This is a genomic window from Legionella steelei, from assembly GCF_001468005.1.
In the GTDB taxonomy this organism is placed as follows: domain Bacteria; phylum Pseudomonadota; class Gammaproteobacteria; order Legionellales; family Legionellaceae; genus Legionella; species Legionella steelei.
Map to the genome: position 1 here is coordinate 670864 of NZ_LNYY01000019.1, position 15283 is coordinate 686146.

Consider the following 15283-nt stretch of genomic DNA (forward strand, 5'->3'; position numbering starts at 1 on the left):
AGGTTGATTAGGCAAAAGACTCGCTGCGGCCGATTATTACCTCAGCCACAGCGATAGTCATGGAACGAAAAGTAAAATGATAAATCGTATCTTCTTTTTTATTCTGTTGGTTACGCTTAATAGCGTTTATGCAGAGGCAATTAACCCCCCTAAAAAATCAACACATAAAGTACCCCCAAAACCCACGAGTATCAGCTCAAACCCTGCAGCTGTTAATGTTCCTACCGGCACAGGAACAATCCAACGTTCTATAGAAGAAAAACTTGGTATTGAAAATAATCATGGAATTATGATCCAGGGTGCCTGGATAGGAGATACGAATGATTTATTTTCTGGTGGTATAACTGATGCTGAACGAATCACATCAAACAGTGTATTGTTGGTCGATTTAACCATTAATATGGAACAATTTAATGGATGGCGTGGTGGTCTATTTAGTGCTCAATTTTTACAGCAAAATGCGCAAAACACAAATGCGCAAGCCGGTCTTTTTCAAGGATATAACTCATTACCCGATGTATATCCTTTTAATCGTTCAGAACTTTATGCGCTCTGGTATCGGCAAGCACTTTTTGATGATAAACTTTTTGTTCGTATTGGGAAAACAATTACTACACTTGATTTTAATAACGTAATCAAGCCTGTTCCTCTAAGCTCTGGTGAACCTAATATACCAGCAGTAAGCAGTTTGATTTACACCCCTATTTTTATCAATCCAGCCGTAGATGGAGTTATGCCTGGCTATACAAATTCTGCTTATGGGCTCACCTTGAATTTTACGCCAGTGAAGCGATGGTATCTTACTTATGGTATTTATGATGGCAATTTAGCTAACGGTAAACAAACCGGTTTAACTGGACCAACATTTAATGGAAATTACTTTCAAGTTGCTGAAACAGGTGGAGCATGGGTTTTAGGAAAAAAACCTGGAACCGCTGGAATTGGAGTATGGCATCAAACAGGACTTATTCGCCAGCATAATCTTAGCGAAAAGGATGCTACAGGTGCTTATCTATTCGGATCACAACGTTTATGGTATCGTCATCCGGGATACGATATTAGTGGTATTTCGGCTTTTTACCAATTAAGTATTAATAACTCCAGTGTCTTACCTATGAACAAATCTATTGGCGCAGGTTTAACTGCATTTGGTTTAATCCCCAATCGAGAAACTGATTCGCTAGGTTTTGGTTTTTCACTAGCATGGTTGAATCACCACAGTACTGATAGACCAACTGAATTAATGTACCAAATTTACTATCAAGCCCAAATAATATCAAATATTTATTTAGAACCAGCTCTTTCCTATATCCCGACCCCAGGACAAAGCTCTAGTTTACCACCTGCATTTGCAGGCACAATAAGAGCGATTATCTTAGCTTGAATAATTGAGTTAAATTACAGTTCTGGAGCAAAAGCGAATTATAGTTTATTTATTAAATCATAAGGTCTAGAAATTCCATTTGACTGTTATACGATCATTTATGAGCTTGCTTTTTCTGTAATTATTAGTTCATGAATGTATTACTATAAATACTTTCTGATATAGCTCCTAATTCGCTTTTGCTCCAGATCTGTAATTTACCCCAGAATTAGATAGTATTTTAAAAGGTTTTTTTATTATTAATAACTCTCCATCATCGAAATGAAGAGAAAGATTAAATAAACGACGGGCTTCCAGATGTGGTTGCTTTAAATCATCTTTATACTTAATTGATTTTTTGTATTTTTATTTAATGCTCGTAATATTTTTGATAAATAGCGATATAAGTTCCATCATGCTCCATCTGAAGAATTGCTTTATTTATTTCCTCAATTAATGGCGCTTTGTCAGCAAGGCCAATTATGCCATATCCATTACCTAAAGGGAGATCGTGCCCTATTGCTTTTACATTGAAAATATTGTTACTGGTTATATTATGAGCAATGGCATGATTTAAAACAATAACATCAATTTTATTTTCTGCCAAATCAGAGAAGAGATCGGGTGTGCTGTCATAAGGAATAATTTGATTATGTTTACCATAAGGAGACTTGAGCAACAGGCCATAAAAAGTATTCTTATTTACACCAATTTTCTTATTTTTTATGTCTGCTATTTTATTAATGGAACTGTTTTTTAGTGTAATAAACTGAAATTTACTGGTCGCATAAGGAATGCTAAAGGCATATTGCTTTAGATGATATGGTGTATAAGGACTAGCCAAAATGAGTAAATCAACTTTACCACTATCTAATAAATCAAATTGATCATTAAGAGTTACTTCACTGTAGCTACAAGTGTTTTTAATCCTTTTACAAATATTATCCATGAGATCAATGCAAAAACCAAAATAATGTGAGCCTTGGGCTGTAGTGACTTTTTCAACAATAGGCGGTCCTGAAACACCTAAACCAATCTTTAATGGACTGCTAAAAGATAGGTTACTGATAAACCAGAAAAGGATGAATACGACTCTATGTCCTCTTTTTTGTATTCTAATAAATTCCATTTTATTTTGAGTTATTTACTTTGGATTTTCTTAAAATTTAGGGAGTAATCCGCATTTTGTCAAATTACTCCGCATCTCTTCAGTCTATTAGAGGAACTGCAATATAGGGGCGCGTCTTAATGTTAGTTTTTGAGAGTCTGTAAGCTTCATATATCATTTGCTTTTCCTGATCATTATCAGGATGTCCTATTTTGAGTGAATGTGCTCCATCAATATCATTTATTACTAATTGAAAACCTAACTGCATTTAATACTCCTTACAAAGCCAAACATCCCCCCTTCTGTTTTTATTGATTCAAAAAACATAGCCAAATAAATTGAATGTTGTATGATTTGTTGGCATTTTATTTCCCATAATTCAAATAATAGAATGCAGGTAGTTAGTAGAGTAAAAATGCAACCAAAATTGAATTTTAAGTCTTTTGGCAAAAAAAAGTCTGAATGCATCATGTATTTTGTTTGAAAGCTATTGCTCATAACAAGATTGATGAGTTATTTATAATCCATAATTGAGCATATTTTGATCATATTTTAATATTTTGTTAATATTTGCCTAGTATAATACCAAAGAAAGTGATTTTAAAATTGGTATGGATGCCTCGTATAAATTAAAAATATGAGGTTAAAAATGTACTCTAAAGATAAAGAACAACAACCTAAGCCACAGCAAGCTAAAACAGAATACCAAATTGGTGTTTGTGTCAAAGAAACCAATCAAGAAAATGGTCCAGGGCATGTAACAGCTATGCTTATTAAGAAAAAAGAAGGCCAAACACAAATTCATACCACGAGTTTTTATCCTGGCTTGCTCGGAAGTATTGTTAATGGATTATCATTCGGATCAATTCCTGTATTAGGACAACTTGCTAAAGATCATGTCCAAGATGTACAGGAAGCAGATCATGTTTTGATTACCTCAGTACCTGAAGAACAATTTAAAAAAGCGGTAGAAGGATATACTGAATTTAGTGAAGATGTAAAAAGTGGACATCGACTTTACTCCGTTTTTGGTAAAGCCAACCCATTAGCTCAGGGGTTCAAAAAGATAGTTAAAGGAGCTAGTGGCGCGCAATTAGTAGTGGAAAAACATAAACAAGAAATGGGCTGCTATCCTCCTGAAGATATGTGTGGTATCCATGTATTTGATAACGACCACCCTAAAGTTCCAAAGATGCGTGTGGATAACTGCGCTAGTTCTGTAACCCATATCCTCCAAAGTGCAGGTTATAGTTTTGATAATCCCACAATACCAACCTTTTTTACCTCAGAGCTGACAAAACACGGCTTTGCTAAAGTAGATAAAGACGAGTTTATGAAAGAACATTGCAGTGACCACAAGATGTAATATCAAACCGAGTTCACCCTATTTAGAGTTAAATGGGGTGAACAACAAATAGACACTTGATTTAAAATTTAATACCTGCCTATAATCCCTTTACTGTAAAGGTTATTTCGCACAATATAAAAGGATTGTCATGTTTGCACGCCTAAGATCTATAATACACGGTGACACAAATACTTCCTCTCCTAATTCAGCTTTAGATGTAGAAAGTAGTGATGTTAATTTAAAAGCTACTGCGCCATCAAAAGAAAGCGAACCTTCTGATACCCCAAAAAACACTTGGGTATTTATTTGGAATATGACAGCAGAAAAAGTAGGTCATGCGGCAATACAAACAGGCGGTTCCCAGCCAAAAATGACAGATAAAGATCCTGGATTTTATGCAAGTATTCATCCTTATGGTGTCCCCTCCACAGGCTTAACTTCAATACTCCCTTTACCAGCACACCTTGCTACCAATTTATCTGAAGATATGGAAACATTAGGTGCATCTGAAAATACAGGTGCCTTTGATATGGACCAACCGTTGGTAAAACCAAACCATGATGCAAAGCCACTACCTCCCGACCATATTTATCATTTTAAAAATTTAAATACCCACATGATGAGTCAGCATATTCAAGAAATTCAAAAAAAAGTAGAAACTGGTGAAGTCGGCTATCAACTGTTTCCAAATGTAAATCTACTTGGTTTTTTTAGAGACAGCTCAGCATTTGTCTCCCAAGACCCAATTGATGTTGAAATGCACCGCAGAGCATCTAAAAAAAGAACCAATAGTAACCAGGTGTATAATTGCACGACACTTGTAAGTGATGTTTTGAATCAAGGCGGATTGCCAATCAGCCGCTCTCTTATAAAACCCTGGGGAATTACTCCAAATGGTTTATCATCTGAAATAAAAGATTCAGAAGAAATAAGCAGTCAAAGCCCCCAAATTTAACATTGTATATAATTCATTTATCGGGTTTTCAGCACATTTCCGCTGAAAACCTTTATAAAAAGTCCATAGTGTAAATCCATCCTTCGCTTTTTTTATTGTTGCAATTTTAATTTTGATACATCGTAAATAGTAATTGGTGACTCGATTCCCTTAACTTTTACGCGTAGATGACCATTGATTTCAATGTCCTTTGCAACTTCATTATATGTGGATTCGGAAATTAATATCTGTCCGCCAAGACTGAGATCTTGAATTCGTGAGGATAAATTAACTGATGAACCTATCGCACTATACTGCATCCGTTTCTTGGAGCCCACATTACCTACGACAGCAATCCCCGTATTAATTCCTATACCCATCTCTAAATGCGGCAAATTTTTCTTTTGATTGGATTGATTCAGTTTCTTGAGAACCTTCTGCATTTCTAAAGCACAAGCTATCGCGCGTTGTGAGTCATCTCCGGAGGAATATGGAGCACCAAAAATAACCATAATGGCATCTCCAATAAACGCATCAACAGTACCCTGATGCTTTTCTATTACTGGGACCATTTTACTAAAATAGTTATTTAAAAGAGAAACCAGCGCTTCACCAGGAATTGATTCAGACAAGGGTGTAAAATTTCTTAAATCACTAAACATGATGGTTATTTTATGTTCGTATCCACCTAATCTTTGGTGATGAGGAGATTCAAGAATTGTGTTTACTACATCATCAGACATATAAAAGCTAAATACTTTGCGAATTAACTTATTACGTACCTCGAGTTGGTTTTTTACTTTTTGTAATAAGTAGTTCGATTTACGAAGGCTTAACTCATCTTTAGCTATATGCGCTAAATTTAATAAAAGCTCCAGTTGTTTGTCATCCAATTCTTTTGGAGAGGTATCAGCCAAACAAAATGTACCTACGTTATAACCTTGTGGATCAGTCAAAGGAACGCCTGCATAAAAGCGAATAAAAGGATCTTTTTGTACCAAAGGACTATTAGCAAATCGTTCGTCGACAAGGGCATCATTAATAATTAATGGTTCATGTTTTTGTATGGTCACATTACAAAAGGAAATGCTTCTTGGCGTTTGTTTCGCTTGTAAACCATGTCGTGCTTTAAACCACTGTCTTTTATCATCAAGAAAGGCAATATAACAAATTGGAATATTAAAAAAATTAATGGCAAGACGTATCAATCGGTCATAACTTTCCTCAGGAACTGTATCCATAATCCTTAATGATTGAAGTGCATCAAGCCGTTTATTTTCAAACGATTGGGTTGTTTCTATTTCTTTCACTTTCGTTGCCATAATAACTCTCTGATTACAGTCCCTAAGATTTAGACGATTTCAGTTCTCCATATAATCATTATAGATTAAATATTTACCACAATTTTTGCATCAGAATAATTCATGATACTATCATCTCAAATCTTATTTTTGGCCTATAAAATGTTCACTATTAAAAATAAACCTGAGCAAAGACAATTAAGGAAAGTGGATGAACATGGTGAATATGCGCCATTTCCGGGTGTCACAGTGGTATCCGCATGCTATCCTGAACAAAAGGAGTTTTGTGAAGCAATTTATCAAGTCTTAAAGAGTAGTCCATTGATTATGCATTATTTTTCCCCGCTACCTGCTCATAGTTATCATATGACCACTATGAGTTTAGAGACAGAGCAGCAAGTTGGAGCCTCTTGGAATCAATTTATTACTAAAAACCTGCCTCATTACAAAAAAATAAACCAAACCCTTCAAAAAAATCCTATTTATCCATCAATTGAAAAAATGCAAGTCAACGTTGATTGGTGCATTTCATTAAGTTTATTTTTGCCCAAAAAGCATGTAGCGCAAATTGAGGAAATGGCTGAAGCGTTAAATATCGAAGAAACGATACCTCCGGTTTTCCACTTTACTTTGGCCTATCCTCGACCCAATAGAAAAATATCTAAAGAAGTTTCGGAGCGAATTATTAAGGAACTTAATGGCGTTATTGAAAAAACAGCAGTTCCATTTGAAATTGCCGAAGCCAAACTATGCTATTTTAATGACATGACTGCTTTTCTTCCTTGGGATGCAGAAAATAATCCATTTCTTCAATCGAAAAAGCATCTAACTGACTTCATGCAAACTGACGAAACACGCTCAGTTTCATTACAAAGCGAATATCTCCATGAAACGACTCTTTCGACAAAACCATCATTTCTGTTGAAATAAAAAAATTGATCTTATATTGTTGCTCCTTATGCCATGAATTGTGAGCGTTCACGAGCTCGCCATACAAGGACCTTCTGCTTTCGGTTGACGTATTTCAGTGTGCGCTTACCATGAATTAGGGAGTTTTCATGAAAAATCATTCCGGGATATTTAGGTTAAGTGATTATGAGGTACTTGATTACCTTATAAAACATGTAGATTTGGAGATTGATCTTTCTAAGAAGCCTGTCCAGTCCAAAGCCATATTAACGATTGCCCCCAACCCTAAGTCCTCATCTCACTCTGTTGATCTCGAGTTAGATGGTGAAAATATGATCTTAGAATCGATTATTCTCGATGGTAAAAAACTATCTCGAGAAAAGTATGAGGTAACAAAAAACTCTTTAATTATCAAAAGTATTCCAAAAGATCGAATATTTACGCTTGAAACAATAACACGTTTGGGTGAGAACACCGATTTGTTCGGCTTATATGAAACAGAAGGAACTGTACTGGTTAAAGCCGAAACAGAAGGACTTCGTCGCGTCCTTTTTTGCCATGATAGGCCAGATAATCTAGCGACCTACAAAACAACCATTATTGCCAAAAAAGAAAACTATCCTGTATTACTCTCAAATGGGGCACTCATTGAACAAAAAGACATTGAGAACGGATTACACTGTGCAACATGGCTAGATGAAGTTCCTAAACCCAGTTATCTTTTTGCATTGGTCGCTGGAAAGCTACAAAAGTCAGTAGCTTATTTCAAAACACGCTCTCAACGTGAATTACCGATTGAGTTTTATGTGCCGCCTGCAGCAACTGTAAAATGTGATTTTGCTAAAGAAGTTTTAAAAGAAGCAATGCGTTGGGAAGAAGAGATCTTTGATTTGGAATGTGAGTTATCACAACATATGGTTGCTGGCGTTGATAAATATGCATCTGGCGCTTCTGAACCGACAGGCTTAAATTTATTTAATACCGCAAATTTATTTGCTACACCCGAAACGCGAACTGACGCTGATTTTTTACGCGTCTTAGAGGTAGTTGCTCATGAATATTTCCATTATTGGTCGGGCGATCGGGTAACTATCCGTGAATGGTTTAACTTGCCATTTAAAGAAGGACTGACTACGTTTAGAGCTGCAATGTTTCGAGAGCGTTTATTTGGTACCGACTTAATCCGGATGTTGGATGGGAAAAATTTTGATGAACGTGCCCCACGACAAAATACCTATACGAATGTAAGAAGTCTCTATACCGCTGCTGCTTATGAAAAAAGTGCCGATATTTTCCGGATGATAATGCTTTTTCTTGGCGAAAAAGCTTTTTATCAGGGAATGACCCAATTTTTAAAAAGCAATGATGGTGGTGCTGTGACATTGGAAGATGTATTGGCGTCACTAAATAAATCAACGCGAAAAGATATGAGCCCTTTCTTGAATTGGTTTACTGAAGCAGGTATTCCTCAATTAATGGTCACTGACGAATATGAGCAAAGAACAAAGCGTTATACTTTAAAATTTAAAACCACAGATGGAAAAGGTAGACCTATACCTGTTGTTGTTGGATTACTCGATAAAAACGGTAACGAGATTCAGGGCGATGCAACAATCATAGTCGATAAGCCGGAGATGGCGTTTCATTTCGATAACATTGATTTACATCCTACTCCATCTTTATTACGTAGTTTTTCAGCTCCTGTGCAACTCGAATTTGCATACAACAAAGAACAGTTGCTTCTCTTAATGCAGCATGACAGCAATTTATATAATCGATGCGAGGCGGCAAACAAACTAATGACACAAATGGTAAGTGATTATTGTGCAGGCATCTCCCTTGTATTTACTCCTGAACTTTTTAATGCATATCGAAAGCTAATTAGTGAGGCCCATAGTTCATTAAATTATTGGGTATTTGCTGAGCTCATATCTATACCTACGGAAGAAACTTTATTTTCTAATCTGCAAAACCAAGATTTTGGGAAAATTACAGAAGCACGCCAACTTATTCAGAGGCAGATTGCAAAAAAATTAAAGGAAGATATAGTTTTGATGCAAAAAAGTCTGGATAAAATACCTGCATCCAACAAATCGCCGTTTCAAACGTTTGATATCATTTCTGCTGGTGCACGCCGCTTACAGCATGTTTGCCACTCATATCTGCTTTTAATACAGCCTGAAAAAACTGAGAGCGCATTAGTTGAGCAATTCAATAACTCTTTAGGTAAAAATATGACCGACTGCATTTCTGCACTTAGCTTGCTTTTAAATAATAACAGCAGTCAATCAAGCAAATTGTTGGAGCGCTTTTATGATTACTGGCAAGGTGATGCAGGCGCTGTTAATTATTGGTTTAACGTGCAGGCAGCAGCGCATTCAGTACATGTCGTGAAGTTAGTGGAGCAATTGACGTCCCACCGTGCTTTTGATTTGTCTAATCCAAATAAAGTATATGCTTTGTTGGGAACATTCATTAAAAATCCTTATGGGTTCCATGCCATTTCAGGAAAAGGCTATCAACTTATCGTCGATGTCATTCTAAAATTAGAAAAAATAAATCCAACATTAGCCGCTAATTTGGCCGAAAAATTCAATGATTGGGATAAATATGACGAAAAAAAACAACAACTGATGTTAAGCCATTTAGAGTTCCTTAGTACAAATGCAACAACTGCTGATGTAAGAAACATGACAAAAAAAGGGATTAGACAAGAAGAAGCATGATTCATCGCCTCCAGTAACCTGATTGCATGCAACCGGGTTATAGCGTAGAAGCGTAAGTTGATCCTCGACCCAACAACAGAAAGTAATTAGTTAATATGTATGGAAATAAACGATTAGTTTTGTTTATTACGCAAAGGCGCACACACACGTTTACGTAAATGTGCGCACCATTTTATGCGTTATCATTTTAAAAGAATCTCTGCGCAACATTCAGGCGCAGTTTTCCCATCCAGACCCAGTTCTTCTTTGCTTCGAGCCATCTGCCGCCTTTCTCCAAAAAATGTCGAAAGGTTGCTGGAAAAATATTGGTTTGGAAGATACGGTTTACCAAAGTGGGTATAAGATGCCTTCCCTTCTAATACTCCTTGGTTTAATAACGCCCCGGGAACTGCTTGGGCCACACGATCAGCCGCGGCGGCCGCCTCATTGCCACTGACATTTGCCCGTATAAAAACATGTTCAAATTCGGCACTAGTAGCGTTTTTTAAGCTTTGCAAATAAAGTGTCCGTTAAAATGATTTTAAATTGGCTTTTACATGCATCTTGATGTTTTTTATACACCTTGAGTAGTTCAATTAAATAGGCATCAAGATCTTCAATTCCGGGATGAAGACCGAGACGCACCTCTACAGTAGGATGCTTCGGCAGCTCCGCAAGTAAACTATTTAAAAAAGTACTATCAATTGCCACAGGCTGAGTGGTACTGCTGACAAAAGCCAATGATTTTCCTTCTCCTACCTGTAAGGCTTTTTGTGTTTTATCTGACAGTTCTTGTTCTGCCTTTAAGCTCAGTACACGTTCTGCATCACTCATTGGAGGTTTTGTGGTGAAAGCATTGTCGATACTCAGATGTCCAACTGTATGTACTTTGCTTTTGTCGACACATGCGAAGTCAGTTATTGCCTGCTGCAATGGTAAAGCCCATTGAATATTTTGCTTATTTTTTAAAGTGGGTAAATGATCCCATAAATTATGAGCGTCTGGCTTAAACATAAACTCATAAGCCATAAGCACAGGTATACCTTCTAATGCTGCTGCAATTTGAAACGGAATGTTACTGCTAACAGAAGGGACACCACAATATGCGTGCTCAATTTTCTCTTTTTGTATGTATTCTATTATCTTATTGAGTTGTTCTTCACTGCAGGAGCCTATTGGGAAAGAGTTATTTTCAGTATTTAGTAGTTCTGGCAATGATATTTTAGCCGACATTAACGTTGAGTTAAAACCAGCCACGCGATCTTGAGCCGTTTTAGTTAATGAAATAAGTAAAACCTCATGTTTACCACGAAGTTCTAACGCCCTAATCGTGTTTAACGCTAAATCAGTATCCCCAGCACTACTAATAAAAACAGCGAGTTTCATAAGAAATAGAACCAACTATTATAACAATAAAAAAAAAACAATCATATCAAAAAACAGCGTCAAAGTCTTTATTGTCAACAATATGAGGAATATTAGATGGCACTTTTTATAAAATTCAGTGAGTGCTAATTGTCACTCAATTTTCTTTAAAACCTAGGGCTTGCGCAATTTTTTTGTTTACAAAACGTTTAGGTAATCTGAGTGGCACTATCCAATCTAGAAAGAGATTAGGAACCAAAACATAACTTGCTTTGGGATGTGCGCTAGATAAAATCTTATATGCCAACTTCCCCACTTTTTTTGCGGGCAAAGCAGATTGTTCTACTTTATGATAAATATAATTTCTGAATTGGTGCAGAGGCTTCGCATAAATAGATTGGCTCAATTTATCTTCACTGACTTGATCTTCATTTTTATGCCAAATCGGAGTATTTACCATTCCAGGCCTAATCAGCACTACATCAACACCATAAATCATCAACTCAACACGCAATGTATCTGAAAATGCTTCTATCCCGTATTTTGAAATGGAATAAGGTCCAAAAAAAGGTCTACAGATTTTACCTGATATAGAGCCAATATTTATGATTTTTCCGGGCTCTCCCTTCAAGGTTTTATCAGCACCAAGCAAAGAAATAAATGCTTGAGTTACCTGTATTTGTCCAATAACATTCACTTCAAATTGCCGCCGAAACTCTTCTAGCGGTGTTTCTATTAAAGGACCAACAACAGCAACTCCCGCGTTATTAATTAATCCCCAAAGTTTTTCGCCTTGTAATTGTTTCTGCACCTCTTCTACTGCCTTTTTAACTGCAATTTCATCAGTTATATCAAATATAAGCGGAAAAAAAAGTGCCCCTAGCTCGTCAGTTATGCGTAAAGCATCTTGTTCATTGCGTACGCTTCCAAAAACCTTAATATCCTGACTCACTAACTCTTGAGCTATGGCATACCCAATTCCAGATGAGACACCAGTAACAACTACAGATCGCATGTTTTGCTCCTTTACCTATCTTATTTAAATGATTAGTGGAGGAGATTTAAGCTCCTTGTTTTTTTATCAAATAAATATCTGTATGTTGTAAGCACCCTACTTTTATACATCAAACCAATTTTTTCCATTTGATGATGCATTTTGGGATTAAAATCACCAATCCATTTCATTTCATACTCTGTATACTGCGATTTTGGTGACTGAAGAATGCCCTCTAATAACTTATAACTTAAATAAACAGTAATACCTGTTTTTTGAAATTCGGGGATAATGGCATGAATCATACCAATTACTTTATTACAGGGTTTGAAATGTTTCAAACATAAAAGCTTTGCAATTTGTAAAAAGCCAAACTTTCCATTTAAATACTTAATGAATTGATTTAAATCAGGAATAGAAAATAATGCAGCGATAGGCCGCTCATGATGATAAGCTAATAAAACAGTTTGATTATCACTAAAAAGAAACATTTTTTTTAGCAAATCAAATACGAGCTCAGACTCAGCCTCACCGCTCAAACTCTGAGTGAACTTATCTGCATAAAGCATTTCTTTAAAATCACATGAAAATTTTTTAAAGTTATTTTTATCAATGTACTGAATAGAAAACTCTGGATTATTTTCATACCTTGAATGAATCTTGTACCAGATTGGTTTTAAAGAGCTGCTCAACGTAATGTTATAACATAGTTGATTATAGAACTCTTCAAATCCATAAGCCTCAAATAACTCTTGATAATAAGGTAAATTATAATTCATGAGGTACAATGGATTTTGAAAGCCTTCAACAAGCAATCCCCACCATCGATCCTGTTCTCCAAAATTTATCGGTCCATCCATTGCTACAATCCCTTGTAATTGAAGCCAGTCTTTTGCAGCGTCAAAAAGAATTTTTGCAGCTTGATGATCGTAAATGCAGTCAAAAAAGCCTATTCCACCTACTAAAAAGTTATCCGCAATAATTTGATAACGTAAGTTAATAAAGGCCGCAATCCGCCCAATTAGCACACCCTGCGCATCACGTAATATCCAACGTTGAATCCATCCATGTCTAAATGTTTTATTTCGCAGCGGATCAAATACATCATTAATGTCCTTATTCAAAGGACGAATATAATCAGAGTTATTTTTATTTATTATCACATTCACCAGAATAAAATCCTTGGCATCTTGAGGTGTTTCGACAATAGCTAACTTAAATTGACCCACGACTATCCCCTTTTAAAAAAGAGCATTCGGATCGATAGGTTCTTGTGATTGAAATAAAAAAAACATAGATGCTTGATATTAATTTACAGACTTTTTTTGCTGCAAAAAATATAAATTGAATCACTTTAAAAACAGAATGCAGGCATTCTGTGAATATATTTTTCATCACATGCCCATTCATTTCATATAAAATCAGTATAGTTGATATTTATCGATTTGCTATTCGAAAACGTTCAATGAATACGTAGACATAGAACGGGGATGACAGGCTCGTGTATTTGAAGAAAAGGGGAAATTCCGCGCGAAAAATCGAGCCCTATGCGAACTCGATCTTATACTTTTGTAATTTTTAATTTTTTATTCATGTTCCGGGTGTACTACAAATATGCCTGGTGCATTCCTCAGGTACTCGTTGTAATCCATTCCATAACCAAAAATATAATGGTCCTCAACTTGTAAGCCCACGAAATCGGCCTGTTGTAAACCATTTACAACACGCTTTCTATATTTATCAACTAAAACAGCACTGTATACTTTTTCTGCTCCAAGCTTTTGTATTTCATCAATAATTGCTGCTAGTGTGACGCCACCATCGAGAATATCATCAACCACAAGCACAGTTCTTCCCTTTAAGTTAGTCGAGGGCTTTGCTTTCCAAACGATATCTCCACCTGTAATTTCACCCCGATAGCGAGTTGCATGTACGTAGTCTACCTCTAATGGAAAGTCCAAGCGTGGCAATAAATTACCTAAAAGAACCAAGCCCCCAACCATAACACAAACAAGCACTGGATTTTGATCTTGCAATTCACGGTGTATATTTATTGCCATTCGATCAAGAGCGGCTTCAACCTCATTCGTAGTAAACAAGCAAGATGATTTCTCGTAAACTTCTTTAATTTTATCTGGAATAGTCATTATGAGTCCTCAGGACAAAGAGTGAGATATAAAGGAACTTTCATTTAATCTTTTATTTTTCCCGTACCAGGAAAAGGGCTAACTTTACCTCCATGACCTGGATTATCTTTAACTTTAGCTGTTCCTTGTTTTGTAACTTCATCAATACGATAAATCGAATGCATGGGAATAAATGTTCGTTTAACACCATTAAACTCAATCTTTAAGCGTTCTTCTGAAGGGTCAACAACCAATGAAGTTTGTTCACCAAACACCAGTTCTTCAACTTCGAGAAACCCAAACATTTCACTTTCTTTAATAGAGCGTGCGTAAATTTCATAAATTGCTTCTTGATTAGCAAAAGTGATTCTGAATATTGTTTTCTTATGCATAAAATTAACCTGTTCTTATGACAAAGCGAAGTATACAAAAATAAGTGGACTCTATTCAAATTAAATTAGCATGAGTTAAATGATTGTAACTCGCATTTCATGCTATAACTGCTAATCTTTAAACTATTAAGGTTCATATTGAGGAAGGTATTATGGCACAAAATAAGTATGACCAAAAACCTATTCAATTAGGTGACATGATTTTTTTCCAAAATCTGGTTCCAGGAAAACAGCAATCACCTTTAATAGATCATTATCGCTCAAACGTTCTTAATGCAGAAAAAGACGAGCACATGAAACAGCAACGAGAAGCTTTACTCATGGAGTATCCTCCTATTCTTTCTTTTCACAATGATCAACAGAAAAAAGAATTTTATGATGAAGAAGCCAAGTGTAGAAAACAATTTTGCTGTGGCGCATTAAATCCATTAACTGCAGCATTTATAAATGATATTGCTTTTTCTCCTAAAGATGACTACGTATTTTCTTCGGGCAATGGTCAATTTTATACTGGGAGTCAAAAGGCAATAGGCAATGCAATAAAAGGAGATATCAGTCAAGCACCTTTTGGCAGTACAAGTCAACAAGAATTAATGAGTGACTTAAAAGCATTTGATGATACTGTGGCTCAAAGAGGTCAATCGACTACTACCTTTGATAGCGATTCGCCGGCATTAGCAGAAATAAAAAGTCCAAATCCATTTAATATAATACCTAAACCCAAGGATCAGCAATAAA

15 protein-coding genes are annotated in these 15283 nt (G+C 35.9%); 6 read left to right on the plus strand and 9 right to left on the minus strand.

Annotation, left to right across the window (positions count from 1 at the left end; translation table 11 throughout):
* The first annotated feature begins 76 nt into the window (after positions 1-76).
* The gene (locus Lste_RS07130; RefSeq protein ID WP_058510358.1) at positions 77-1384 is read left to right on the plus strand and encodes a carbohydrate porin; all 1308 of its coding nucleotides are present in this window, start codon (positions 77-79) and stop codon (positions 1382-1384) included.
* 349 nt (positions 1385-1733) lie between these two features.
* Here the strand turns inward: Lste_RS07130 and Lste_RS07135 are convergent, their stop codons facing one another.
* Both Lste_RS07135 and Lste_RS19280 read right to left on the minus strand, forming a co-directional pair.
* Positions 1734-2492 carry a transporter substrate-binding domain-containing protein gene (locus tag Lste_RS07135; protein WP_058510359.1) on the minus strand — a complete coding sequence of 253 codons (759 nt, stop codon included), beginning with the start codon at positions 2490-2492 and terminating at the stop codon, positions 1734-1736.
* Between the two features lie 79 nt (positions 2493-2571).
* Positions 2572-2739, minus strand: a complete 168-nt coding sequence (locus Lste_RS19280) for a hypothetical protein (RefSeq protein WP_162264137.1) — start codon at positions 2737-2739, stop codon at positions 2572-2574.
* Between the two features lie 381 nt (positions 2740-3120).
* Between Lste_RS19280 and Lste_RS07145 the strand changes: the two genes are divergently transcribed.
* Both Lste_RS07145 and Lste_RS07150 read left to right on the plus strand, forming a co-directional pair.
* On the plus strand, positions 3121-3837 hold the full coding sequence (locus tag Lste_RS07145) for a hypothetical protein (RefSeq protein WP_058510361.1): 717 nt from the start codon (positions 3121-3123) through the stop codon (positions 3835-3837).
* Positions 3838-3967: 130 nt separating this feature from the next.
* A complete protein-coding gene (locus Lste_RS07150) occupies positions 3968-4774 on the plus strand; it encodes a hypothetical protein (protein ID WP_058510362.1) in 807 nt (268 codons plus the stop codon).
* 92 nt (positions 4775-4866) lie between these two features.
* Here the strand turns inward: Lste_RS07150 and Lste_RS07155 are convergent, their stop codons facing one another.
* Positions 4867-6075: an adenylate/guanylate cyclase domain-containing protein gene (locus Lste_RS07155; RefSeq protein ID WP_058510363.1), complete on the minus strand. Its 1209-nt coding sequence runs from the start codon at positions 6073-6075 to the stop codon at positions 4867-4869.
* Positions 6076-6216: 141 nt separating this feature from the next.
* On the opposite strand from Lste_RS07155, the gene Lste_RS07160 reads away from it, so the two are divergent.
* Together Lste_RS07160 and pepN are read left to right on the plus strand one after the other, a co-directional pair.
* Positions 6217-6984 (plus strand): DUF1868 domain-containing protein, encoded by a 768-nt coding sequence (locus Lste_RS07160; protein WP_058511677.1) that lies wholly within the window; start codon positions 6217-6219, stop codon positions 6982-6984.
* A 128-nt stretch (positions 6985-7112) separates the two neighbouring features.
* On the plus strand, positions 7113-9689 hold the full coding sequence (pepN, locus tag Lste_RS07165; protein ID WP_083503928.1) for an aminopeptidase N: 2577 nt from the start codon (positions 7113-7115) through the stop codon (positions 9687-9689).
* 182 nt (positions 9690-9871) lie between these two features.
* Here pepN and Lste_RS07170 read toward each other — a convergent pair whose 3' ends face one another.
* The 6 genes from Lste_RS07170 to Lste_RS07200 all read right to left on the minus strand — a co-directional run bounded on the left by Lste_RS07170 (position 9872) and on the right by Lste_RS07200 (position 14545).
* Positions 9872-10186, minus strand: coding sequence for a hypothetical protein (locus Lste_RS07170; RefSeq protein ID WP_058510364.1), 315 nt, complete (start codon positions 10184-10186; stop codon positions 9872-9874).
* Positions 10161-11054: a hypothetical protein gene (locus tag Lste_RS07175; protein WP_058510365.1), complete on the minus strand. Its 894-nt coding sequence runs from the start codon at positions 11052-11054 to the stop codon at positions 10161-10163. The genes Lste_RS07170 and Lste_RS07175 overlap by 26 nt, the downstream gene beginning before the upstream one ends.
* A gap of 136 nt (positions 11055-11190) precedes the next feature.
* Entirely contained in the window at positions 11191-12048 is an 858-nt protein-coding gene (locus Lste_RS07180) for an SDR family NAD(P)-dependent oxidoreductase (RefSeq protein ID WP_058510366.1), read from the minus strand.
* A 32-nt stretch (positions 12049-12080) separates the two neighbouring features.
* Positions 12081-13256, minus strand: a complete 1176-nt coding sequence (locus tag Lste_RS07185; protein ID WP_058510367.1) for a hypothetical protein — start codon at positions 13254-13256, stop codon at positions 12081-12083.
* Between the two features lie 357 nt (positions 13257-13613).
* Positions 13614-14174: a hypoxanthine-guanine phosphoribosyltransferase gene (locus Lste_RS07195; RefSeq protein ID WP_058510369.1), complete on the minus strand. Its 561-nt coding sequence runs from the start codon at positions 14172-14174 to the stop codon at positions 13614-13616.
* 44 nt (positions 14175-14218) lie between these two features.
* A complete protein-coding gene (locus Lste_RS07200) occupies positions 14219-14545 on the minus strand; it encodes a DUF1820 family protein (protein ID WP_058510370.1) in 327 nt (108 codons plus the stop codon).
* Between the two features lie 152 nt (positions 14546-14697).
* Here Lste_RS07200 and Lste_RS07205 point away from each other — a divergent pair, with 152 nt between their 5' ends.
* Positions 14698-15282: a hypothetical protein gene (locus tag Lste_RS07205; RefSeq protein WP_058510371.1), complete on the plus strand. Its 585-nt coding sequence runs from the start codon at positions 14698-14700 to the stop codon at positions 15280-15282.
* The last annotated feature ends 1 nt before the right edge of the window (position 15283 follow it).